This window comes from Nocardia sp. NPDC060249 (genome assembly GCF_042728755.1).
Taxonomy (GTDB): Bacteria; Actinomycetota; Actinomycetes; order Mycobacteriales; family Mycobacteriaceae; genus Nocardia.
Genome location: NZ_JBHXAQ010000001.1, coordinates 1,092,049 through 1,115,116 on the forward strand (window position 1 = coordinate 1,092,049; position 23,068 = coordinate 1,115,116).

General features: G+C 68.6%; 22 protein-coding genes. 13 read left to right on the plus strand and 9 right to left on the minus strand.

The window, feature by feature from the left end; all coding sequences use genetic code 11:
• Nucleotides 1–9 precede the first annotated feature (9 nt).
• From ACFWFP_RS04845 to ACFWFP_RS04860, 4 genes are all read right to left on the minus strand, one after another.
• On the minus strand, nucleotides 10–1,203 hold the full coding sequence (locus ACFWFP_RS04845; RefSeq protein ID WP_379293169.1) for a serpin family protein: 1,194 nt from the start codon (nucleotides 1,201–1,203) through the stop codon (nucleotides 10–12).
• A gap of 250 nt (nucleotides 1,204–1,453) precedes the next feature.
• Nucleotides 1,454–2,077, minus strand: a complete 624-nt coding sequence (locus tag ACFWFP_RS04850) for an alpha-ketoglutarate-dependent dioxygenase AlkB (RefSeq protein ID WP_379293170.1) — start codon at nucleotides 2,075–2,077, stop codon at nucleotides 1,454–1,456.
• Nucleotides 2,078–2,186: 109 nt separating this feature from the next.
• A complete protein-coding gene (locus ACFWFP_RS04855; protein ID WP_379293171.1) occupies nucleotides 2,187–2,858 on the minus strand; it encodes an HD domain-containing protein in 672 nt (223 codons plus the stop codon).
• Between the two features lie 92 nt (nucleotides 2,859–2,950).
• On the minus strand, nucleotides 2,951–3,652 hold the full coding sequence (locus ACFWFP_RS04860; protein WP_379293172.1) for a zinc-binding alcohol dehydrogenase family protein: 702 nt from the start codon (nucleotides 3,650–3,652) through the stop codon (nucleotides 2,951–2,953).
• Nucleotides 3,653–3,661: 9 nt separating this feature from the next.
• Between ACFWFP_RS04860 and ACFWFP_RS04865 the strand changes: the two genes are divergently transcribed.
• Complete coding sequence (locus ACFWFP_RS04865; protein ID WP_379293173.1) at nucleotides 3,662–3,886, plus strand: hypothetical protein; 225 nt, start codon at nucleotides 3,662–3,664, stop codon at nucleotides 3,884–3,886.
• 20 nt (nucleotides 3,887–3,906) lie between these two features.
• On the opposite strand, the gene ACFWFP_RS04870 is transcribed toward ACFWFP_RS04865, so the two are convergent.
• Together ACFWFP_RS04870 and ACFWFP_RS04875 are read right to left on the minus strand one after the other, a co-directional pair.
• On the minus strand, nucleotides 3,907–5,010 hold the full coding sequence (locus tag ACFWFP_RS04870) for a sensor histidine kinase (protein ID WP_379293174.1): 1,104 nt from the start codon (nucleotides 5,008–5,010) through the stop codon (nucleotides 3,907–3,909).
• A complete protein-coding gene (locus ACFWFP_RS04875) occupies nucleotides 5,003–5,677 on the minus strand; it encodes a response regulator transcription factor (RefSeq protein WP_379293176.1) in 675 nt (224 codons plus the stop codon). Before ACFWFP_RS04875 ends, ACFWFP_RS04870 begins: the two co-directional genes overlap by 8 nt.
• A 90-nt stretch (nucleotides 5,678–5,767) precedes the next feature.
• On the opposite strand from ACFWFP_RS04875, the gene ACFWFP_RS04880 reads away from it, so the two are divergent.
• From ACFWFP_RS04880 to ACFWFP_RS04900, 5 genes are all read left to right on the plus strand, one after another.
• Nucleotides 5,768–6,358, plus strand: a complete 591-nt coding sequence (locus tag ACFWFP_RS04880) for a M15 family metallopeptidase (RefSeq protein WP_379293177.1) — start codon at nucleotides 5,768–5,770, stop codon at nucleotides 6,356–6,358.
• Between the two features lie 2 nt (nucleotides 6,359–6,360).
• Entirely contained in the window at nucleotides 6,361–7,695 is a 1,335-nt protein-coding gene (locus ACFWFP_RS04885; protein WP_379293764.1) for a DoxX family protein, read from the plus strand.
• A gap of 135 nt (nucleotides 7,696–7,830) precedes the next feature.
• Nucleotides 7,831–9,420 (plus strand): FAD-dependent monooxygenase, encoded by a 1,590-nt coding sequence (locus tag ACFWFP_RS04890; protein WP_379293178.1) that lies wholly within the window; start codon nucleotides 7,831–7,833, stop codon nucleotides 9,418–9,420.
• Nucleotides 9,421–9,512: 92 nt separating this feature from the next.
• Complete coding sequence (locus ACFWFP_RS04895) at nucleotides 9,513–10,424, plus strand: DMT family transporter (protein WP_379293179.1); 912 nt, start codon at nucleotides 9,513–9,515, stop codon at nucleotides 10,422–10,424.
• A gap of 97 nt (nucleotides 10,425–10,521) precedes the next feature.
• A complete protein-coding gene (locus ACFWFP_RS04900; protein ID WP_379293180.1) occupies nucleotides 10,522–11,457 on the plus strand; it encodes a MerR family transcriptional regulator in 936 nt (311 codons plus the stop codon).
• Between the two features lie 164 nt (nucleotides 11,458–11,621).
• On the opposite strand, the gene ACFWFP_RS04905 is transcribed toward ACFWFP_RS04900, so the two are convergent.
• Together ACFWFP_RS04905 and ACFWFP_RS04910 are read right to left on the minus strand one after the other, a co-directional pair.
• Nucleotides 11,622–11,912, minus strand: coding sequence for a hypothetical protein (locus ACFWFP_RS04905; protein WP_379293181.1), 291 nt, complete (start codon nucleotides 11,910–11,912; stop codon nucleotides 11,622–11,624).
• Between the two features lie 176 nt (nucleotides 11,913–12,088).
• The gene (locus ACFWFP_RS04910; protein ID WP_379293182.1) at nucleotides 12,089–12,697 is read right to left on the minus strand and encodes a GNAT family N-acetyltransferase; all 609 of its coding nucleotides are present in this window, start codon (nucleotides 12,695–12,697) and stop codon (nucleotides 12,089–12,091) included.
• Nucleotides 12,698–13,008: 311 nt separating this feature from the next.
• On the opposite strand from ACFWFP_RS04910, the gene pyrR reads away from it, so the two are divergent.
• The 7 genes from pyrR to pyrF all read left to right on the plus strand — a co-directional run bounded on the left by pyrR (nucleotide 13,009) and on the right by pyrF (nucleotide 21,785).
• Nucleotides 13,009–13,644 (plus strand): bifunctional pyr operon transcriptional regulator/uracil phosphoribosyltransferase PyrR, encoded by a 636-nt coding sequence (gene pyrR / locus ACFWFP_RS04915; RefSeq protein ID WP_379293183.1) that lies wholly within the window; start codon nucleotides 13,009–13,011, stop codon nucleotides 13,642–13,644.
• 76 nt (nucleotides 13,645–13,720) lie between these two features.
• Nucleotides 13,721–14,674: an aspartate carbamoyltransferase catalytic subunit gene (locus ACFWFP_RS04920; protein ID WP_379293184.1), complete on the plus strand. Its 954-nt coding sequence runs from the start codon at nucleotides 13,721–13,723 to the stop codon at nucleotides 14,672–14,674.
• Entirely contained in the window at nucleotides 14,671–15,969 is a 1,299-nt protein-coding gene (locus tag ACFWFP_RS04925) for a dihydroorotase (protein WP_379293185.1), read from the plus strand. Before ACFWFP_RS04920 ends, ACFWFP_RS04925 begins: the two co-directional genes overlap by 4 nt.
• Nucleotides 15,970–15,981: 12 nt before the next feature.
• Complete coding sequence (locus tag ACFWFP_RS04930; RefSeq protein ID WP_379293186.1) at nucleotides 15,982–16,488, plus strand: transporter; 507 nt, start codon at nucleotides 15,982–15,984, stop codon at nucleotides 16,486–16,488.
• Nucleotides 16,485–17,600: a glutamine-hydrolyzing carbamoyl-phosphate synthase small subunit gene (gene carA / locus ACFWFP_RS04935; RefSeq protein ID WP_379293187.1), complete on the plus strand. Its 1,116-nt coding sequence runs from the start codon at nucleotides 16,485–16,487 to the stop codon at nucleotides 17,598–17,600. Before ACFWFP_RS04930 ends, carA begins: the two co-directional genes overlap by 4 nt.
• Nucleotides 17,600–20,962, plus strand: a complete 3,363-nt coding sequence (gene carB, locus ACFWFP_RS04940; RefSeq protein WP_379293189.1) for a carbamoyl-phosphate synthase large subunit — start codon at nucleotides 17,600–17,602, stop codon at nucleotides 20,960–20,962. Before carA ends, carB begins: the two co-directional genes overlap by 1 nt.
• Before the next feature lies 1 nt (nucleotide 20,963).
• Complete coding sequence (gene pyrF, locus ACFWFP_RS04945) at nucleotides 20,964–21,785, plus strand: orotidine-5'-phosphate decarboxylase (RefSeq protein ID WP_379293766.1); 822 nt, start codon at nucleotides 20,964–20,966, stop codon at nucleotides 21,783–21,785.
• Between the two features lie 85 nt (nucleotides 21,786–21,870).
• Here the strand turns inward: pyrF and ACFWFP_RS04950 are convergent, their stop codons facing one another.
• Entirely contained in the window at nucleotides 21,871–22,974 is a 1,104-nt protein-coding gene (locus ACFWFP_RS04950) for a serine hydrolase domain-containing protein (protein ID WP_379293190.1), read from the minus strand.
• Between the last annotated feature and the right edge of the window lie 94 nt (nucleotides 22,975–23,068).

Genomic DNA, 23,068 nt, shown 5'->3' on the forward strand with positions numbered 1-23,068 from the left:
TTACCGATCTCACCACGGCGGCCCCGGGTTTCGGCGCCGCGCGTGCGCTGTGCCGACCGGTCGGACCCACTCCACCGGCGGCTTTGTGACCTGGCCCGCGACCAGGACGAGTCCGGTCGGCCGGTCCACCGCGAGGAACCCGAACGGCCGCTCGATGTCGACCGCGGTGATCGTGGACCAGGTCTTCTGCGGCACGCCGGTCAGGTTGATCGCCGCGGCCGTGACAGCGGCGGCCTCGAAGCCGGTGGCGTCGAAGCGTGCCATGACATTCTGGCCTGCGGCGCTCAGCGCGAGCGGATCGGCGGCGAGTCCGGCGAAATGGGATCCGGAATTGCTCAGAGCGGTGCGAAGGCCGAACAGTGCCGCGTGGTGAGTGAGATCGTGCTCGTTCTCGATCTCGAACGGTGGCAGTTTCACGACGAGAGAGTCTCCGCCGCCGTAGGTCTCGCGTCGACTCACCGACAGACAGGGCGCCGCCGTGCCGACCGGCAGTTCGGTTCGCACCGCGACGGTGCCGTCGAGCGCGGCGAGTCCGGTGGTGATGCCGTGGCGCGGGTCCGCTCCGATGAGCAGGTGCACATCGAGTTCGCCTGTGCCTCTGACGATCGCCCGGGTGACGTCGTCATCCAGTACCGACACACTGCCGTCGGGATGGCTCGTCCGGTACAGGCCGGTTCCCCGATGTCCCTGCCACGGACCGGTTTCCGGGGCGTAGAGGATCTCGTCGAACGGGGTCACCCAGCGAGTGCGCGCCATCAAGGCGGTGGCCAACGCGAAGCCGGTATCCGGGGTGATCGGCACCGGGAACTTCTCGATCAACCCCCGAGTCTGCTCGCGTGCCCACGCATCCAGTGCCGCCGGATCGCCCAGTTCCCCGACCGTCCCGGCGGGCATACTGCGAACCCACTCCTCGCGCAGAGTCAGCCCGGCCCGAACCCACGCCCCGATCGCCGTCGACACCTCCCGGGAAGTATCCAGCGATTTCAACATATCCAGCCCTGCCGCGTGGGCGTGCTCCGCCGCGACCCCCACCGCCGCGGCGAGCTCCTCTCTTGCGCGCCCGGAAGCCGCCCCCGCCAATACGGCAAGCAGCGGCCACAATCCGGCCCCCGACACCACCGCGTCCCCGCCCCCGAACGTCGCGCACCACCGCCCCGTCAGCGCATTCGACGCCCGCACATGCGGCAGAAGTGAACTCCCCATCCCCGGATCCTACGACCAGCCACCGACAATCCGCCACGTCGCCGAAATCCGTCCGCCCCGCACGACCCCTGGCTGGACACAGTGTCTGGCTCGCGTGACGGCGACGCTGTCGCGTGATCAAACCCCCCGTTCCTGTTCGGCGTCGGTGTCACCTCGCTCGGCTCGCAGACGCTCAGTTCTGTCGACTGCCCGTGAATTACCGAGCGGCAGAGAGAATTGCGATGAAATAGGTCCGAAGGTGGTGGTCGGATCATCGGACACCGCGGGGGCGGAACTGGATGCTGATGCGGGGTCCGACGGGGCGTGCGGTCTTGGGGACCGCGTGTTCCCAGGTGCGCTGACATGCCCCGCCCATCACCAGCAGATCCCCGTGCCCGGCGGTGAACCGTACGCTCGCGCCACCGCCGCGCGGCCGCAGCAGCAGGGAGCGTGGCGCTCCGACCGAGACGATCGCGACCATTGTGTCGTGGGTGGCGCCGCGGCCGATCGTGTCGCCGTGCCAGGCGACGCTGTCACGGCCGTCGCGGTAGAAGCACAGCCCGGCCGTCCGGAACGGTTCACCGAGTTCCGCCGCGTAGTGCGTGGTCAATGCCGCCCGCGCATCGACCAGAATGTGATCGGGGAGCGGATCGTTCTCCCCGAAGAACGACACCAGTCGCGGTACGTCCACCACTCGGTCGTACATCGGTCTGCGTTCGGCGTGCCAGGGCACGCGCTCGGCCAGCCGATCGAACAGCTGGCTCGCGCCGCTCAGCCAGCCGGGCAGCACATCGACCCAGCTGGTCGCGTCGAGTGGGGTGCGCCGGATCGCCTCGATCGAACCCAGGGCAATCGCATCACCGTCGAACAGTGAACCTTGCAGGGGCAGCGACATGAGCGCCAGTCTACAACGTGTTCGAATGTATGTTCGATAGGTGGCTCCGGAAGCCTGGTCGACACAGCCTGGCGCTGTCGGCCGACCAGGCGCCGATCCCGCGTCGGGCTCAGTCCTGCCAGCCGCTCGTGTCGAGAACCATGTCCCATGTGTACGGCACCAATTCCGGATGACGCAGCCGGAGGATCTCGCCCGGGAGCGAGCCCGGCGGTGCCTTGCGCGGGTCGGCGACCGCCTGACGTTCGATGATGTCGGTGAGCGCCCGCGTGCCGCCGAGACGCGGATAGGAGGCGTGGACCAGGTCTGCGAACCCCGGGGGCAGATCATCGGGGCCGCCGCCGACATCGAGGCCGATGCCGGTGACCGCGATCCAGATGGCGGCGGGTCGGCGCCGGCGGTACACGGGTGAGTCGCTGAGACCGGTCGTGTGTGCGGCGATGGCGTCCCAGATGATGTCCACGCGTTCATCGCCGATGCCCTGCGCCTCGAGGAACTCCGCCGCGAAATCCGCACCGTCGATCTCGAATCGCTGTGTGCCGTTGGCACGTTCGGACAGGCCGATGTCGTGCAGCGCGCAGATGAGGTACATGAGCTCCTCGTCGTAGTCGGTGCCGGGCCGCAGACCCTGGTCGGCGGCGTGGGCGCGCCCGAACAGGAATCCGCGAATGCTGTGATGGCACACCGCCGTTTCGAGGGCCTCGTTGATCAGTCGGTGGGTCTCGATCGCGAGTGGCGTGGACGGCAGCGCCAGTGAGTCGATGCCGAATGTGGCCTGTGACATGAGATCTGCTCCTATCGGTGCCCGGGTTGCGTGAGTTCCACCAACCTTCAGGTTGCTTGAAGCATACGCGCAGTTTCAAGGAGGCTGAAGGTTTACGGACGCAACAGCACGGTGCCGAAAGCGATCCGGCCCTCCAGTTTTCGGTGCGCGTGGGCGGCGTCGGCGAGGGGGAGGATCGAGTCGATCAGGGGGGTCAGGTGGCCCTGTGCCGTTGCCGGCAGTGCCGTCGATCGTTGCCGGGCGACTTCGCCGAGCCAGGCGGCGCCCGCGCAGCCGGTGAGCGTGAGCCCGCCCAGGATCAGCTCGGTGACGCCCAGTTGGGCGGGGGAGCCGTCGAGCCAGCCGTAGCTGAGGATTCGGCCGCGCAGTGGGGTGATCAGGTCGAGCAGTGGCGTCAGCGATTCGCCCCCGATGGAATCGAACACGACGTCGACCGTGCCGTCGGTGAGAAGATCGGCCAGCTGATCCGCCCAGTCGGGCGCGGTGTGGTCGAGCACGTCATCCGCGCCGTTGTCGCGTGCGATCCGGGCCTTCTGTTCCCCGCCCGCGGTGCCGATGACGCGCACGCCCGCGGCGGCGCACAGCTGGGTGAGGCAGCCGCCGACGCCGGTGGCCGCCGCTTCGACCAGGACGGTCTCGCCCGCCGCGACACCCGCGACTCCCGCCGCCGCGGCCACCCGATCCATCGTCACCCCGGCCGCGCCGTGTTCGGCCAGCAGCGCGGCGGTGGCATCGAGGATCGCTCGACGGTTGCGCGCGGCATCGGCGCGTTCGGTGGGACGTCGGTCGGTCATCGCACCCGCATGCCGCCCCATCCGCGCAGCGCCGAATTCCACACGTTCTGGGCACAGCACATCGGCACGCTCCTGCGCGAGGTCCGTCCCGATATCGACGCCGACACCGTGGGCGCGCTGTTGTTGTCGACGGTCGGCGGGGAACTCGCACAGCAATTGGCCAGGGCGGGCGAGGTCGACCGTTTGCGCGCGGCGGTCGCGGAATTGGTGCGTTCGGTGCTGCGCACGCCCTGAACACTGCCGTGTCGGAGCCCTCACCGCCGTGCTGCCTGCGGAATCGGCCGACGCGGAAGCTGCACGGTGACACGGAGTCCGCCGGCCGGACGGGGATCGAGTGCGAGGGTTCCACCGTGTGCCGCGGTGATGCTGTCGACGATCGCCAGGCCGAGGCCGATGCCCGCGTGGTCGGTGCGAACGCGTTCGGTGCCGCGCTGAAACGGCTCGACCAGGGTGGGAACCACCAGGGGGTCGAGGGCCGGGCCGGTGTTCTCGACGGTGAGCACCACGGTCTCGGGTCGCAGTCCGGTCGTGACCCACACGACGCCGCGCGCGGGCAGGTTGTGGACGATCGCGTTGTGCACGAGGTTGGTCGTCAGCTGCAACAGCAGGGCGTGTGAGCCGATGGTGGGGGTCACCTCTCCGGAGGTCTTCAGGATCACGCCATGGTCCTCGGCGAGGGCGAGCAGCGTTTCGGCGGCTTCTTCCGCGAGCAGGGAAAGGTCGACGTGTTCTCGGGTGAACGACCCTTGATCGGCGCGGCTGAGCACGAGCAATGCCTCGGTGAGGTCGATCGCTCGGGTGTTGACGGTGTGGAGGCGGTCGACCAGTTCGCCGGTGTCGTGGGTGCGGTCGTCGCGGGCCACGTCGAGCAGGGTCCGGGTGATCGCCAGTGGCGTGCGTAGTTCGTGGGAGGCGTTGGCGGCGAAGCGACGCTGTTCGTTGACGTGTGCTTCCAGGCGGGCGAGCATGATGTCGAAGGCGTCGGCGAGTTCGCGGAACTCGTCGCTGTGGCCGGGCAGCCGGATCCGGTGGGCGAGTGAGCCGTTCGCGGCCGCGCGGGTGGCGGCGGTGATGCGGGTCAGTGGGGTGAGCATCCAACCGGCGAGAAACCATCCGCCCACCAGACCGATCGCCAGCAGGAAAGCCATCACGATGGTCACGAACGGAGCGAAGGAGCGCAGCAGCATGCCGCGATCGATCCAGAAATCGCCGCTGCCGGTGTAGATCCACCCCTCGGGCAGATACCACAGGTAGTAGACGCCGACGGCGGCGATGAGCAGAGAACCCACGACCATGATGAAGCCGGCGTAACTGAGCGTGAGTTTGAGGCGAACGCTGAGTCCGGGGGCCCTACCCACGGTCTCGCCCGTCGCTGATGCGATACCCGACACCGGCCACGGTGGCGATGACCCACGGTTCGCCCAGGCGTTTGCGTAGCGCCGAGACGGTGATACGCACCGCGTTGGTGAACGGGTCCGCGTTCTCGTCCCACGCCCGTTCCAGCAGTTCCTCGGCGCTCACGACACCGCCTTCGGCGGCGATGAGCACGTCGAGCACCGCGAACTGCTTCCGGGTCAGGGCGATGTAGCGGCCATCGCGGTAGACCTCCCGGCGGAACGCGTCCAGACGCAGCCCGGCGATCTCGCGCACCGGTGGCCGGTTGTGCGCGCGCCTGCGGTCGAGCGCTCTGAGCCGCAAGACGAGTTCGCGCAGTTCGAACGGCTTGGTGAGATAGTCGTCGGCGCCGAGCCCGAAACCGCTCGCCTTGTCGTCGAGCCGATCGGCGGCGGTGAGCATCAGGATCGGCAGACCGCAACCGGAGGCGACGATGTGTTCGGCGATCTCGTCACCGGAGGGACCCGGGATGTCGCGGTCCAGGACCGCGATGTCGTAGGTGTTGACGCCCAGCAGTTCCAGTGCGGTATCGCCGTCACCCGCGATGTCGGCGGCGATCGCGGCCAGGCGCAGGCCATCGCGGATGGCGTCCGCCAGATAGGGTTCGTCCTCGACGATCAGTACACGCATAGACGCTCGATTCTCCCAGCCGGGGGATATCGTCGGCGTATCCGACATCGCATACGCGTCGGCAACACCATGCTGCCTTGACTGAGGGGCATGAACCACCGTGAACCGGCGATCCGCCGTCTCCGATCGACCGCTCTCGCCGCTGTTGTCATCGTCAGCGCGACGTCCGTCGGTGTCCTCGTCTACCAGTCACTGCCGACCATGTCCTCGGTCGCACGATCCCTCGACACCGTTGTCGGAGGCCACCGCGGTCCGCCCGGCGCGACGCTCTTCGATGACGGGAATCCGTCCCTGGGCAACCTCGACCCCGATCTGCTCGCCGCCCTGCGTGCCGCCGCCGCTGATGCCGCGGACAACGGAGTCGAGCTCGTCGTCAACAGTGGCTGGCGGTCACCGGAGTACCAGGAACAACTACTGCGCGAGGCAGTCTCGAAGTACGGCTCGGAAACCGAAGCCGCTCGGTGGGTGGCAACCCCTGACACGTCCGCTCACGTAGCGGGCGAAGCGGTCGACATCGGGCCGACCGACGGCGCGGCGTGGCTGTCCGCGCACGGTGCCGCCTACGGGTTGTGCCAGATCTACGCGAACGAACCCTGGCATTACGAACTTCGCCCCGACGCGGGGGAACTCGGCTGTCCGCCCCTGTACGCCGATCCGACCTACGACCCGAGGATGCAGTAGTGATCACGACAGCGTCGGCCCCCGTCGCAGCACGGGGCGGTCGGCCTGTGCCGACCCAGATCGTGCTCCGATTCTCCATCCTCTATTTCGGCCTGCTCTGCCTGCTCCTCACCTATATCCCGTTCGCGCTGCTCGGCATCCTCGGCCGGTGGATTCGCGAATACCCGGGGCCGTGGAACATGCCCATCACCGACCCCGTCACCGGGCCGGTCGGACGCGCGGTCTTCGGGGTCGACGCGGAGCTGCACCAGGACTCCGGAGCGGGCGACCAAACCGCCGTCTGGGTCCTGGTGTTCTGTCTGCTGGTCGTCGCGGCGACGGGCAGCGCGGTGTGGACAGTCCTCGACCGTCGCCGGGTGCCCGCCCGCGCGCTCGCCTGGTTCTCGCTGTTCCTGCGGCTGGCTCTGGGCGGGCAGATGATCGGATTCGGGTTCGCCAAACTGATCCCCACCCAGATGCCGGCCCCCGGACTGGCTCAACTGTTGCGGCCGTACGGCGAGATGAGTCCGGCCTCGGTGTTGTGGCTGCAGGTCGGCAGCTCGTATCCGTACGAGATGGCTCTCGGCGGGGTGGAAGTGGTGGCAGGGCTGCTGCTGTTCGTGTCCAGGACCGCAGTGCTCGGCGCCGCGTTGACGATGGCGAGTACAGCGCACATTCTGCTGCTGAACATGACGTTCGACATACCGGAGAAACTGCTCGCCGCGCACCTGCTGCTGATCAGCGTGTTCCTGCTCGCTCCGTACCTGCGCCGGCTGACCGATGTCTTCGCGCGCGAACGCGCGTGCGCGCCGCTGACCCAGCCCGCGCTGTTCACCGATGCCAGGAAGAACCGCGTGGCGATCTGGGTGGTGGCGGCGCTCGGCCTGTGGGTCGCGTGGGGGAGCGGCTATGACCGCTGGGTGGTCTGGCACGAACAATCCGGTGCCGCGAGCCCCAAGTCCGCGCTGTACGGAATCTGGGAGGTGCGGGATTTCACCATCGACGGGCAGCCGATCCCGCCGCTGATCACCGACGAAACACGGTGGCAGCGACTGGTTTTCGATGACCCGCAGGAAGCCGCCTACCAGCGGATGAACGGCGAACTGGTACCCGCGCACGCCCACTTCCGCCCCGACGGACATGTGGAGCTCACTTCGATGAACGCCCTCGGCGCGGTCGACCCCGGACCACCGTTCGCGACACTGTCCTCCGAAAAACCCACCCCGGACCGACTGCTGCTGCGCGGAACACTGCACGACCGCCCGATCACGATCACCCTGGAACGCAAGGACCCCGACACCTTCACCTTGCGCAGCCGCGGATTCCACTGGGTCCAGGACTATGTGTACTTCCGCTAGCAACCACCTGACGGTGAGCCGCTGACTCGTTGCCCCTCCTAACTTATAGCTCACCCCGGGGCTTGCGGCAAGGCCCCGGCGGTGCTGCAGAATCGCTGGGCAATGCAGGGACCAGCCGTATTCGGGAGTGACGAGATGCAAGAGATGACCACCGACGTGATCGTTGTCGGGGCCGGGCCTGCCGGGTTGATGCTCGCCGGGGAGTTGGGGCGGGCCGGGGTGCGTCCCCTGGTGCTCGAACGTCGTGAACAGCCGGGGACCGCGCAGAAGGCCAGTGGTCTCGGCGGGCGGATTCTGGATGTGCTGCGCTATCGGGGACTGCTCGATCGGATGAGAGCGGTCAGCGGTGATGCGAGTCCGAAGCCGATCTTCCCCTTCGGCGGGGTGTATCTGGATTTCACGGGCCTCGACGAAACTCCGCTGCACGCCATGGCGATTCCGCAGGCGCGGGTCGAGGACCTGCTCGCCGAGGACGCCGTCGACCTCGGTGCCGAGATCCGGCGCGGACACGAAGTGGTCGCGGTGACCCAGGACGACGACGCGGTGATCGCGGACGTGAACGGACCGGACGGGCCGTGCCGGGTGCGCGCCCGCTACCTGGTCGGTTGCGACGGCGGCCGCAGCCGGGTTCGCGAACTGGCGGGAATCGGGTTCCCCGGCAGCACCCATCCCGAGGTCAACCGGTTGGCCGCGGTCGCCGTGCACGAGTCGGTGACCGTGCTCGACGACGGCGGCATCGAGGTGCCCGGTTTCGGCCGGATCGATCCGGGATTCACCCACACCGGCGACGGGGTGTTCGCGCTCGGGCGGGTCAGTGCCGAGGACCGCGTGATGTTCTTCCAGACGACCGAGAACGACGACACCGAGTACGACAACGACGAACCACTGACCATGGCCGAACTCGGCGACAGCGTCCAGCGCGTCCTCGGCGCGGAGGTCCCGCTCGGCGCGCCGACTCGCCTGTCGCGCTACCAGTTCCAGGACCGACAGGCCGAAAACTACCGTGTGGGCAGAGTATTCCTCGCCGGTGACGCGGCCCACCTGCTGCCCGCTACCGGCGCCGCGATGAATCTCGGGATGACCGATTCGGTGAACCTGGCCTGGAAGCTGGCCGCGGACATCCACGGTTGGGCGCCGGCCGACCTGCTCGACACCTACCACGACGAACGCCACTTCGCGGGTGGTCGCGCACTGCTGCAGACCCGGGCCCAGGCGGCACTTCGCCAGGGTCAGGACCCTGCCGCCGAAGCGCTGCGCACGGTATTCCAGGAACTGCTCTGCGACGAACCCGCGCTGCGTCGCATGGGAGCCCTCGTCGCGGGCACCGATCTGCGCTACCCGGCACCCGGAACCCCGTCGCTCACCGGCACTTTCGCTCCCGACCTGAGCCTGCGCACCGACCAGGGCACCACCGCCGTCGCCGAGATCATGCGCGCCGCGCGACCGATCTTTCTCGACCTGGCCGACCGTGCCGACCTGCGTGAGATAGCCGGGGAGTGGGCGCAGCGCGTCGACATCCACGCGGCCGAGACCGGCGATCGTCCCGCCGACGCACTCCTGATCCGCCCCGACGGTCACATCGCCTGGGCGGCGACGGTCGACGAGTCCTCGGACACCGCCGCAGCTGATCTGCGCGCGGCGCTGACCAGGTGGTTCGGCCTCGGTAGTCGCGCGAACGCCGAACTCCGCAGCGATCGGCGCCGACTTTCCGGCAGCGCCACGTGACGCAATGGCACCGGTAGCGCGAGAACCGGTGATCATTCGATCCCGTGCCGGTTCGCGTTGAAATCCGTGCCCGTCTGTGGATTACTCCTGGGATGAATGCGATCTCGACAACCGACCAGCCGGCGACGCGCGCGCTACCCGGCTGGTCGGTGCCGATGGTGTTCATCATCGCGGCGACCTCGCAATATGTGGGTGCGGCGCTCGGCGTCTTCCTGTTCGACACCACCGAGCCGTCCACTGTCGCCTGGTTGCGGGCCGCGGCGGCGGGGGTCGCGTTGCTGGCCTGGCGGCGGCCGTGGCGAACCCGCTGGACACGGCGGGGCATCGCGACCGCAGCCGGGTTCGGCATCGTCACCGTGTCGATGAACATCGTGTTCTACGAGGCCATCGCGCGCATCCCGCTCGGGACCGCCGTCGCTATCGAATTCCTCGGTCCAGTCGCCGTCGCGACGCTCGGGTCGCGACGGGCGCGCGACCTGCTCGCCGTGGCGCTGGTGGCGGTCGGTGTGGTGCTGCTGGCCGGCGTGCAGTTCGACGTGGAGCCGGTCGGAGTGGGGTTCGCTCTCGCCTCGGCGGTCCTGTGGGCGGCGTACATCCTGGTCGGCAAGCGCGTCGCCGACACCGGTGACGGCCAGGATTCTCTCGCTGTCGGGATGGCGGCCGCGGCGGTACTGCTGGCGCCGTTCGTGCTGATCCCGCAGCTGGCGATCGATGCCGCGGTCTTCGCCGACCCGCGGACCTGGCTGCTCGGTCTCGGCGTCGGCGTGCTGTCGAGTGCGGTGCCGTACGCGCTGGACCAGGTGGTGCTGACCGCGGTGGGTCGCGCCCGATTCGCCCTGCTGCTCGCGTTGCTCCCGGCGACCGCGACCGTCGTCGGCGCGATCGCCCTCGCACAACGACCCACTGTGCTGGAACTCGCGGGCATCGCCCTGGTCATGCTGGCCTTGACGATCAGCGCGCTGCCCACCCGCCAGGCCGCGCCGGAACCGCCCGCGCCGCTGTGACCGTTCGAGCCGATCATGCCGGAGACGCCTCCGGCGATGGTGCTCCGCGCAGCGCAGATTTGCCTCTCCCCCGAGGGGAGACGGCACGCTGAGATCCATGGACGACGACACGCTCCGCACGATCGGTGAAGTGGCCGCACGCACCGCGCTCACGGTCAAGGCCATCCGCTTCTACGCCGACCGCGACATCGTGGCGCCGACCGTATTCAGCCCGGCCGGCCACCGCCTCTACGACACCGCCGCAATCGCGCGACTGGAACTCGTGCGTACCTTGCGCGCGCTCGGCATGGATCTGACCACCGTGCGCGCTGTGCTCGATCGCGAATCGTCGACGGCAGAGGTCGCCGCCACCCACGCGGACGCGCTCGACGTCGAGATCCGGACCCTGCGGGTGCGCCGGGCGGTCTTGCGGGCGGTAGCCGACCGGGACTCCGACCAACGAGAGATGGAACTCATGCACCGACTCGCCGTTCTGTCCGCCGCCGAAAGACATCGCCTCATCGAGGATTTCGTCGACGACACCTTCGGCCGCTACGCCGCCAACCCCGCCATGGTGGAACTGGTCCGAGCAAGCGTGCCCGACCTACCCGACGACCCGACCCCCGATCAGCTGGCAGCTTGGATGGAACTGGCAGAACTGGTGCAGGACAATGACTTCCGTGCTGCTGTCCGCCGGATGGCCGACTATCAGGCCCGCGAACGCGCCGCAGGCGACACCACCGGCCTGCACCACGACCTCACCGAAGCCGTGCGCACCCTTGTCGGCGACGCCATCGCCGCGGGCATCGGCCCACAATCCGCAGCCGCGACCCTCATCGTCGACGCCCTCACCGCCCGCTACGCCACCACCTTCGACCGCCCCGACGACACCGCGCTGCGCCGCTGGATCCTCGAACGGCTCGAAGTAGCCGACGACCCACGCGTACAACGCTATTGGCGGCTACTCGGCACCGTGAACGCCTGGCCCGACCAACCCGACCTGGCCCCGATCTTCACCTGGTTCACCCAAGCCCTGCGCGCCCACGTGGCCTGAGCCGCAGGTCACCACCGAGCCCTGCCCGTTGCGCACCTGACGTGGGCCGAGACGCAAGGCACTGGCTCGCGCGGTGTGGTGGGGTGCGCGAACTCTCGACGCGGAACTCGCACCGCGGCACGTGTTCTCGATGGTCGCCGGTCGGACCGTAGCCGTGTAACGCGTCAGTTTCCCTGAGCCAGGTAGTTGTAGATCTCGTGGACTTCGATGGTGGGCTGGTTGGGCATGCCCACTTCCATGCCGATGGGGCCGAGGGTGGATTCGGCGAAGCTCTGGAATTGCTCGCGGCTTTCCCAGACGTCGGTGACATGGAATCCGGTGTCGGTCTTCCTGACCAGGTGGAACAGCAGGCCGGGGCCACCGGAGCCGCCGTGCACGAAGCCCATCTTCTCGAGGGCTTGGTCGTACTGTTCGAGGGTCGCGCCGGTGAATTCGAGTTCGACGGCAACTGCCATGACGGTCATCTCCTTGCACGGTCGAGCGGGATCGGAGTGACTTCGGGCCCGGCCCGACGAGCCGGGGGTCGCGACCGAACATCGCGACCCGGCGCTCCGATCGGGTCACGATCGCTCTGGGCGGCGGGACGAATCCGCCGTCGCGATGTGGTGCGCGTCACAGTCTAGTCCGGGCGTCATCGAGCGACAAGCAACCTGCCAGCCCACCCGCCGGGGCCGTCGACGGTCGACCAGACCATGCCGATACCGGAGTCGGCGGGCGCCGTACGCGGGCGCGGGGCAGTGCCGGCCAGTTCGTATCCGAGCCGCCGGGGAACTGCCGCACTGCGGACATTGGCTGCGTCGCAATGGATCTCGACGCGACCGATGTGCGGGAGCGCGAGCGCGGCGGTGGTCAGAGCATGGGCGGCGCGCGTGATGATTCCCCGGCCGGTGTGGGCGATATGGCACCAGTAACCGATCTCCAGGGCGGCCGGGTCGGCAACCCTGTCGTGGAGTCCGATGCCGCCCGCTACCTCGCCTCTCGCGGTGAAGATCCCGTAGAGGAAGCCGCCGTCGGGCGTCGGCCAGTGCGCGGCCGAGGTCTGGAGGGAGCGGCGTTGCCCGGCGAGCGTCGGCGTCTTCGCGGCCCACGACATCCACGGGTGCAGGTGTGCGTGCGAGGCGCTCAGCGCGGCGAATTGGCGAATCAGGTCACCAGGGCGCCACCGACGCAGCAACAGATCCCCCAGATCGATCCGCTCCGGGGGAGTCGACCGGGGATGGGTGCTGGGACTGATGGTCATGATCGATGATTGCGGACCCAGGGGCTCCCGAGCAACGCATTATCCAAGCCCTTCCGGCGACGTGAATGCGATCACGGACAGTCTGGTGGTGGGGTGGTTCCGGGGTCGCCCGTGGCGGTGAAACATGCGCGCTCGCTGCACTTTCGGCGTGCCTGTGATCACCGACACGGTGGCGGTCGTCCGCCGGTGCTCCGTGGTCGCGCTCACAGGTGGGCCTACCTGGTCAAAGGCGCCTCGCGGCGCTGATAGGCTGACGGGCGAGTTAGGCATCCTTTAACGGACCGTCCGGTGAGGCGGGGAAGGAGGTCGGCATGGCTGTGCCCGAACGGGCGGCCAGAACCGGCGCGGGCGAAACATCGCAGCGGCACACCCCGGAGTGGGTGGCGGCCGGACGCGAGCTGTTGTCGCCATCGGATGTGACCAGGACCGTAGCGCGGATCGCGCATCAGATCATCGAGAAGACCGCTCTGGATTCCGGCGACGCCGACGCACCGCGGGTGGTTCTCATGGGAATCCCGACGCGCGGCACCACCCTGGCCCATCGGCTGGCGGACAAGATCGAGGAATTCTCCGGTGTGCGCCCCGCCCTCGGCTCCCTCGATATCACGCTGTACCGCGACGACCTGCGCAGTCGCCCGCACCGCCCGCTCGAGCGCACCTCGGTGCCCGACGGCGGCATCGAGAACTCGCTGGTCGTGCTCGTCGACGATGTGCTGTTCTCGGGCCGGACGGTCCGCTCCGCCCTGGACGGCCTGCGCGACCTCGGCCGCCCCCGCGCCGTGCAGCTGGCCGTGCTCATCGACCGCGGCCACCGCGAGCTGCCGATCCGTGCCGACTACGTGGGCAAGAACGTGCCGACCTCGCGCGCCGAGGACATCTCGGTGCTGATGGTCGAGCACGACGGTCGTGACGGTGTGTATCTGCATCAGGAAGGTCAAGAGCAGTGAGGGAGCGCAGCGACCGAACCATGAACACAGCCATCCGATGGTTCACGCCGGAGCCGAGCGCCAGCGAGGTGGAGGCGTGAAGCATCTGCTGACGGTCGCCGACCTGGATCGCGGCACCGCCACCGAACTCCTCGACGAAGCCGAACGCTTCGAACAGGCCCTGCTGGGCCGCGAGGTGAAGAAACTGCCGACCCTGCGCGGTCGCACCGTGATGACGGTGTTCTACGAGAACTCCACCCGCACCCGGGTGTCCTTCGAGGTCGCGGGCAAATGGATGAGCGCCGACGTGATCAACGTGAGCGCGTCGAGTTCGTCTGTCTCCAAAGGTGAATCGCTGCGCGACACCGCCCTCACCCTGCACGCGGCGGGCGCCGACGCGCTGATCGTGCGCCACCCGGCCTCGGGTGCCGCGCACCAGATCGCGCGCTGGATGGAGCAGTGGGCGCGCGAGGAGAACCGCGCCGCCCCGTCGATCATCAACGCGGGCGACGGCACCCATCAGCACCCCACCCAGGCCCTGCTCGACGCGCTCACCCTGCGCCAGCGCCTCGGTGACATCGCGGGCAAGCGGATCGTGCTGGTCGGCGACATCCTGCACAGCCGGGTCGCCCGCTCGAATGTCTCCCTGCTCGACACTCTGGGTGCCGAAGTGGTCCTGGTGGCGCCGCGCACGCTGCTGCCGGTCGGCGTGGAGGCCTGGCCCTGCCGGGTTTCGTCCTCGCTGGACGCGGAACTGCCCGGCGCCGACGCGGTGATGATGCTGCGGGTGCAGGCGGAGCGGATGAACGGCGGGTTCTTCCCGTCGGCCCGCGAATATTCGATCAACTACGGACTGTCCGAGCGCAGGCTCGCGCTGCTCGGCGACGACGCGGTGGTCCTGCACCCCGGCCCGATGCTGCGCGGCATGGAAATCGCCTCTGCGGTCGCGGATTCGCCGAAATCGGCTGTGCTGCAGCAGGTCTCGAACGGAGTGCACATGCGGATGGCCGTGTTGTTCCGGCTGCTCGTGGGTCAGGAGGAAACGGTATGAGTGAGCTGCTGATCAAGAACGTCAAGCCCTACGGCGAAGGCGACCCCGTCGACGTCCTGGTGCGCGACACCCTCATCGCCGACATCGGCACCGGTCTGACGGTGTCCGACGATGCCGAGGTGATCGAGGGCAACGGCCAGATCCTGCTGCCCGGCTTCGTCGACCTGCACACGCACCTGCGCGAACCCGGCCGCGAAGACACCGAAACCATCGAAACCGGTTCCGCCGCCGCCGCACTGGGCGGTTACACCGCGGTGTTCGCGATGGCCAACACCAGCCCGGTCGCCGACTCTGTGGTCATCACCGACCACGTGTGGCGCCGCGGCCAGGAAGTCGGCCTCGTCGACGTGTTCCCGGTCGGTGCCGTCACGGTCGGCCTGCAGGGTAAGCAGCTCGCCGAGATGGGCACCATGGCCGCCGGTATCGGCCAGGTCAGGATGTTCTCCGACGACGGTCACTGCGTCGACGACCCGCTGATCATGCGCCGCGCCCTCGAATACGCGAACTCTCTGGGCGTGCTCATCGCCCAGCACGCCGAGGAACCGCGCCTGACCAAGAACGCCATCGCGCACGAGGGCCCCAACGCCGCGCGCCTCGGCCTGCACGGCTGGCCGCGCGCCGCCGAGGAGTCGATCGTCGCGCGCGACGCACTGCTGGCCCGCGACGCGAACGCCCGCGTGCACATCTGCCACGCCTCCACCGCGGGCACCGTCGAACTGGTGAAATGGGCCAAGTCCCAGGGCATCTCGATCACCGCCGAGGTCACCCCGCACCACCTGCTGCTCGACGACTCGCGCCTGGAAACCTACGACGCGGTCAACAAGGTGAACCCGCCACTGCGCGAGTCCAGCGACGTGGCAGCCCTGCGCCAGGCACTGGCCGACGGCATCATCGACTGTGTCGCCACCGACCACGCTCCGCACGCCGAACAGGACAAGTGCTGCGAATTCGCGGCCGCCCGCCCCGGCATGCTCGGCCTCGAGACGGCGCTGTCGATCATCGTGCAGACGATGGTGCGGCCCGGCCTGCTCGACTGGCGCGGCGTCGCGAAGGTGATGAGCGAGAAGCCTGCCGCGATCGTCGGCCTCGACGACCACGGCCGCCCGATCGCGGTCGGCGAGCCCGCCAACCTCACGCTGATCGACCCCGACGCCGAGTGGACGGTGCGTGGCGCCGAACTGGCGAGCATCTCGAACAACACACCGTTCGAGGACATGACGTTCCCGGCCGAGGTCACAGCCACCGTGCTGCGCGGCCGGGTAACTGCCCGCGAGGGCAAGGCGGTCGGGATCTAGGGAGGCCAGGACGTGGAAAGAACGCTGTGGGTAGTCGGGCTGCTGGCATTTTTCATTGTGTGCCTGTGGCTGATGTACCGGGCTTGGCAGAAGAAGGCCACGCGACAGCAGGCACGCATCGGCGAACTGCCGACGGTGCCGGCCGAACTGGGCGCACAACTACTGGAACCGACCACCGGCATGTACCTGGGCAGCACCATCGCGCCCAGCTGGCAGGACCGGATCGCGGTCGGTGACCTGGGATTCCGGGCGACCGCCGAACTGACGCGGTTCGAACGCGGAATTCTGCTCGAACGCGATGGCGCCACGGTGATCTGGATTCCGCAGGAATCGGTGACGGCCGTGCGGACCGAGCGCGGACACGCGGGCAAAGTGATGACCGAAGGCGGTGTGCTGGTAATTCGCTGGACACTGCCGACCGGGACCGAGATAGATACCGGTTTCCGGGGTGACGACAAGACGGTGTACCCGGCATGGATTGCGGATGCGACCAGGGTGACGACGGGAGACGATGAATGAGCAATGTCAAGGCAGCCTTGGTGCTCGAGGACGGCCGCGTATTCCGCGGTACCGCCTTCGGCGCCGAGGGACAGACACTCGGTGAGGCCGTGTTCTGCACGGCGATGACCGGGTACCAGGAAACCCTGACCGACCCCAGCTACGCCCGCCAGATCGTGGTGGCCACGGCCCCGCAGATCGGCAACACCGGCTGGAACGACGAGGACGACGAGTCCGCCAAGATCTGGGTTGCCGGGTACGCCGTGCGCGACCCCTCGCGGGTCTCCTCCAACTGGCGCGCCACCGGCACGCTGACCGACGAGCTCGACCGCCAGGACGTGGTCGGCATCGCCGGCATCGACACCCGCGCGGTGGTCCGCCACCTGCGCAGCCGCGGTTCGATGAAGGCGGGCATCTTCTCCGGCGCCGCGCTGGCCAACGACGAGGAACTCCTCGCGAGGGTCAACGGCCAGGCCTCGATGCTGGGCGCGGACCTCGCCGAAGAGGTGAGCACCGACGCGATGTACACGATCGAACCGGTCGGCGAGCACAACTTCACCGTCGTCGCGGTCGACCTGGGCATCAAGACCAACACCCCGCGCATGTTCGCCGAGCGCGGCGTGCGCACCCACGTGGTGCCGTCGAACACCTCCCTCGACGACATCCTCGCGCTCAACCCCAACGGCGTGTTCCTCTCGAACGGCCCCGGCGACCCGGCCACCCAGACCGGCGCCATTGCGCTCACCCAGGGTGTCCTGGAACGCGGGATCCCGCTGTTCGGCATCTGCTTCGGCAACCAGATCCTGGGCCGGGCGCTGGGCCGCAGCACCTACAAGATGAAGTTCGGCCACCGCGGCATCAACATCCCGGTGATCGAAGAGGGCACCGGCCGCGTGTCCATCACCGCGCAGAACCACGGCTTCGCCCTCGAAGGCGAGCGCGGCGAGGTGTTCGACACCCCGTTCGGCAAGGCCGAGGTCTCCCACATCTGCGCCAACGACGGCACCGTCGAAGGGGTCCGGCTGATCGACGGCCGCGCCTTCTCGGTGCAGTACCACCCCGAGGCCGCCGCAGGCCCGCACGACGCCGCATACCTGTTCGACCGTTTCGCCGGTCTCATGGAAGGAGCCTGATGCCTCGCCGCGAGGATCTGAAGCACATCCTGGTGATCGGCTCTGGCCCGATCGTGATCGGCCAGGCGTGCGAATTCGACTACTCCGGTACCCAGGCGTGCCGGGTGCTGCGGTCCGAAGGACTGCGCGTTTCGCTGGTGAACTCCAACCCGGCGACCATCATGACCGACCCGGAATTCGCCGACGCCACCTACGTCGAGCCGATCACCCCGGAGTTCGTCGAGAAGGTCATCGAGAAGGAACGCCCCGACGCCATCCTGGCCACCCTGGGTGGGCAGACCGCGCTCAACACCGCCGTCGCGCTGCACGAGAACGGTGTGCTGCAGAAGTACAACGTCGAGCTGATCGGCGCCGACTTCGACGCCATCCAGCGCGGTGAGGACCGGCAGAAGTTCAAGGACATCGTCGCCAAGGTCGGCGGTGAGAGTGCCCGCAGCGCCGTCTGTTACACCATGGACGAGGTGCGCGAGACCGTCGCCGACCTCGGTTACCCGGTGGTCGTGCGTCCCTCGTTCACCATGGGTGGGCTCGGTTCCGGCATGGCCTACAACGAGGAAGATCTCGACCGCATCGCCGGTGGCGGCCTGTCCGCCTCGCCGACCGCGAACGTCCTGATCGAGGAGTCCATCCTCGGGTGGAAGGAGTTCGAACTCGAGCTCATGCGCGACCGCAACGACAATGTGGTCATCGTCTGCTCGATCGAGAACGTCGACCCGATGGGTGTGCACACCGGCGACTCGGTCACCGTCGCCCCCGCGATGACCCTCACCGACCGCGAGTACCAGAAGATGCGCGATCTCGGCATCGCCATCCTGCGCGAGGTCGGCGTCGACACCGGCGGCTGCAACATCCAGTTCGCGGTGGATCCGGCCGACGGCCGCCTGATCGTCATCGAGATGAACCCCCGCGTCTCGCGCTCCTCGGCGCTGGCGTCGAAGGCCACCGGCTTCCCGATCGCCAAGATCGCCGCGAAGCTGGCCATCGGCTACACCCTCGACGAGATCGTCAACGACATCACCGGCGAGACCCCGGCGTCGTTCGAGCCGACTCTGGACTACGTCGTCGTCAAGGCGCCGCGGTTCGCCTTCGAGAAGTTCCCCGGCGCCGACGCCACGCTGACCACCACCATGAAGTCGGTGGGCGAGGCGATGTCGATGGGCCGCAACTTCTCCGAGGCCCTCGGCAAGGTGCTGCGTTCGCTCGAGACCAAGGCCACCAGCTTCTGGACCACCGACGACGGCCAGTGGGCCCCGGCGGACCCGAGCGATTCGGCGTCGGTACGTGAGGCGATCGAGGCCATCCTCGCCGACCTGCGCGTGCCGACCGAAGGTCGCATCTACCAGGTCGAACGCGCGCTGCGCTACGGCGCGAGCGTCGCAGAGGTCGCGCTGGCCTCCGGCGTGGACCCGTGGTTCGTCGCCGAGGTGCTCGGCCTGGTCGAGCTGCGGACCGAAATCCTCGACGCGCCCGTCCTCGACGAGGATCTGCTGCGTCGCGCCAAGCACTACGGTCTGTCCGACCGCCAGCTGGCGGCCCTGCGTCCTGAGCTCGCGGGCGAGGCAGGCGTGCGCTCGCTGCGGCACCGCCTGCAGGTGCGCCCGGTCTACAAGACCGTCGACACCTGCGCGGCGGAGTTCGAGGCCAAGACCCCGTACCACTACAGCACCTACGAGCTGGATCCCGGTGCGGAGTCCGAGGTCGCGCCGCAGCGTGAGCGCGAGAAGGTCATCATCCTGGGTTCGGGCCCGAACCGCATCGGTCAGGGCATCGAGTTCGACTACTCGTGTGTGCATGCGGCACAGACGCTCTCGGCCGCCGGGTACGAGACCGTGATGGTCAACTGCAACCCCGAGACCGTCTCCACCGACTACGACACCGCCGATCGCCTCTACTTCGAGCCGCTCACCTTCGAGGACGTCCTCGAGGTGTACAACGCCGAAGCCGAGTCGGGCACCGTCGCCGGGGTGATCGTGCAGCTCGGCGGCCAGACCCCGCTGGGTCTGGCGCAGCGGCTCACCGACGCAGGCGTGCCGGTGGTCGGCACCTCCGCGGCCGCGATCGACCTGGCCGAGGACCGTGGCGAATTCGGTGACGTCCTCGTTGCCGCCGGACTGCCCGCGCCCAAGTACGGCACCGCCACCACGGTGGCACAGGCCAAGAAGATCGCCAACGAGATCGGTTACCCGGTGCTGGTCCGCCCGTCCTACGTGCTGGGCGGGCGCGGCATGGAGATCGTCTACGACGAGCAGTCCCTCGAGGGCTACATCTCCCGCGCCACCGAGCTCAACCCGGATCACCCGGTGCTGGTCGACCGTTTCCTGGAAGACGCCATCGAGATCGACGTCGACGCGCTGTGCGACGGCGACGAGGTCTACCTCGGCGGCGTGATGGAACACATCGAGGAAGCCGGTATCCACTCCGGTGACTCCGCCTGCGCGCTGCCCCCGATCACGTTGGGCCGCAGCGACATCGAGGCCGTGCGCCGCTCCACCATCGCGCTGGCCAAGGGTATCGGCGTGAAGGGCCTGCTCAACGTGCAGTACGCCCTCAAGGACGACATCCTCTACGTGCTCGAGGCCAACCCCCGCGCGAGCCGCACGGTGCCGTTCGTCTCCAAGGCGACCGCGGTGCCGCTGGCCAAGGCCTGCGCGCGCGTCATGCTCGGCGCCACCATCGCCGACCTGCGCAAGGAAGGCATGCTGCCGCCCGAGGGCGACGGCGGCCATGTGCCGCTGGACGCGCCGGTCGCGGTGAAGGAAGCCGTGCTGCCCTTCCACCGGTTCCGACGCGCCGACGGCTCCGGCGTCGACTCGCTGCTCTCGCCGGAGATGAAGTCCACCGGCGAGGTCATGGGCATCGACGCCGACTTCGGCACCGCGTTCGCCAAGAGCCAGGCCGCCGCCTACGGCTCGCTGCCGACCGAGGGCACCGTGTTCGTCTCCGTCGCCAACCGCGACAAGCGCGCCATGGTGTTCCCGATCAAGCGCCTGCACGACCTCGGCTTCCGCATCCTGGCCACCGAGGGCACCGCGGAAACGCTGCGCCGCAACGGTATTCCGTGCGAGCAGGTGCGCAAGCACTCCGATCCGGATGCCACCGATCCGGCCACCGGCATGCCGGAGGCCTCGATCGTGGAGCAGATCCGCGACGGCGAGATCGACATCGTGTTCAACACCCCCTACGGCAACTCGGGCCCCCGCGTGGACGGCTACGAGATCCGCACCGCCGCGGTGGGCGCGAACATCCCGTGCATCACCACCGTGCAGGGCGCGGCGGCGGCGGTGCAGGGCATCGAGGCGAGCATCAACGGCGGCATCGGGGTGCGCTCACTGCAGGAACTGCACTCGAAACTGCGTGGCTGACATGACATTCGGTCACCGGTTGCAGCACGCCATGCGGCAGTTCGGACCCGTGTGCGTCGGCATCGACCCCCACCCCGCGCTGCTGCGGGCGTGGGGGCTCACCGAGGACGTCGACGGGCTGGAGGTGTTCGCCGAGATCTGTGTCGAGGCCTTCGACGGGCGGGTCGCCCTGGTGAAGCCGCAGGTCGCGTTCTTCGAGACCTACGGCTCCGGCGGCATCGCGGTGCTCGAGCGGACCATCTCGGTGCTGCGGGCCTCGGGCACCTTGGTGCTGGCCGATGCCAAGCGTGGTGACATCGGTTCCACCATGGATGCCTACGCGCATGCCTGGCTCGGCGACGGACCGCTGGGTTCGGACGCCGTGACGGTGTCGCCGTATCTCGGTTTCGGATCGCTCGATCCGGCTCTGAGCCTGGCGAAGGACAATCACCGTGGGGTATTCGTGCTCGCGGCGACCTCGAATCCCGAAGGGGCGCAACTGCAGCGGATCACCGCCGCGGACGGGCGCACCATCGCGCAGACGATGGTCGACGAGGCCGCGGCTCGCAATGCCGGGTCCGGATTCGGCTCCGTCGGCGTGGTCGTCGGTGCGACGCTCACCGAGGCACCCGACCTGTCGGCCCTCAACGGACCGATTCTGATGCCCGGTGTCGGTGCGCAGGGCGGGGGAGCGGACTCCATCCGCGCCCTGGTCTCCGAAGCGAACCTGGCCGCGGTCGTTCCGAACGTGTCCCGCGAGGTTCTCCACGCCGGCCCGTCGGTGACGGCACTGTGCGACAAGACGGCTCAGCTGCAAGAGGAGTTCGCCTTCCTCCAGGGCTGACGTGACGAGAGCAGGCCGGGGCAGCTACGCGCTGTCCCGGCCTTGTCGTTCGGCACGGCGGGGCGATATCGGCGGTGGACGGCATTCAGGCGAGGCAGTACGTCGCGGTGACCGTGGCGAACAGCGACAGCGCGTCCGACGACGCGGCCGAGCCGGCGACCATCGTCAGCGACCGGCCGTCGGTCGAGCGGAACGCGTACGAGACGTAGCCGAGCAGCTCACCGCCGTGCCCCCAGAGATCGGCACCGCACGGCGGCTCGAAACGCTGCAGGCCGAGGCCGTAGTGGAAACCCATACCCATCGGAACGGTCTCGCGCATCCGGCCCAGCGAAGCAGGGCTCATCAGGCGCCCACCGAGCAGTGCGGCGAAGAAGGCGTCGAGATCGGCTGTGGTGGAGATCATTTCGCCCGCGGCCCAGTCCAAGGAGGGGTTCATCTCGGTCACCTCCACCCTGCCCACACCCTCGATGTCACGGTGGGCGGTGAGAGCGGGCGCGGGGATACGCGGGTCGTCGCCGGGCACGGTGGTGGCGGTCAACCGCAGCGGCGTGAGGATGCGGTCGCGGATCTCGTCGCCGTAGCGGTGCCCGGTCACGTGCTCGATCAGCAGGCCCAGGGCGATGTAGTTGGTGTTCGAGTACCGGAAGCGGGCGCCCGGTGCGAAATAGGGGTCGTGGCGCGTCGCGGCGGCGAGCAGATCGCGCGGCGCGTGCGCGCGGAACCGGTCGTCGCCGCGCCACCGGTTCGTCGACCTGCCCGGCTCTTTCATGTAGTCGTAGAGCCCGCTGGTGTGATTCATCAACTGCCGCACCGTGATCCGGTCGCCGCCGGGGATCGGCTCCGGCAGCTGCGCGGCGATGGAACCGTCCAGCGCGACCTTGCCCTCGTCGACGAGTTGCAGCACGACGGTGGCGACGAAGGTCTTGGTGATGCTGCCGATCCGGAACCTGCTGTGCGGTCCCGGCGTGCTCGCCTGCCCGGCATCGCTGCCCACATGGTGCCATTCGCGCAGCCGCTCGCCGTCGGAGACGCGCAACACCACATCGGTGTCGCTCCAGCGGGCCGCGGCCTCGACCGTATCCCCGACGACCCGCCACCGTGCCGTCACGAGGACGAGAGAGGCCACCAGCGTGGCCGTGAGAACGGTGCCCACCACGACCACGGTGGCCCGAAACAGTTTCTGTCGCATAGCTTTCGACGCTAGGGACCCGTTCGGTCCGCAGCGATGGTGTGCGCCCCGCGAGAGGGGTGCGGAAAACCCCACCCTCCTGGCTGCGGTCGCA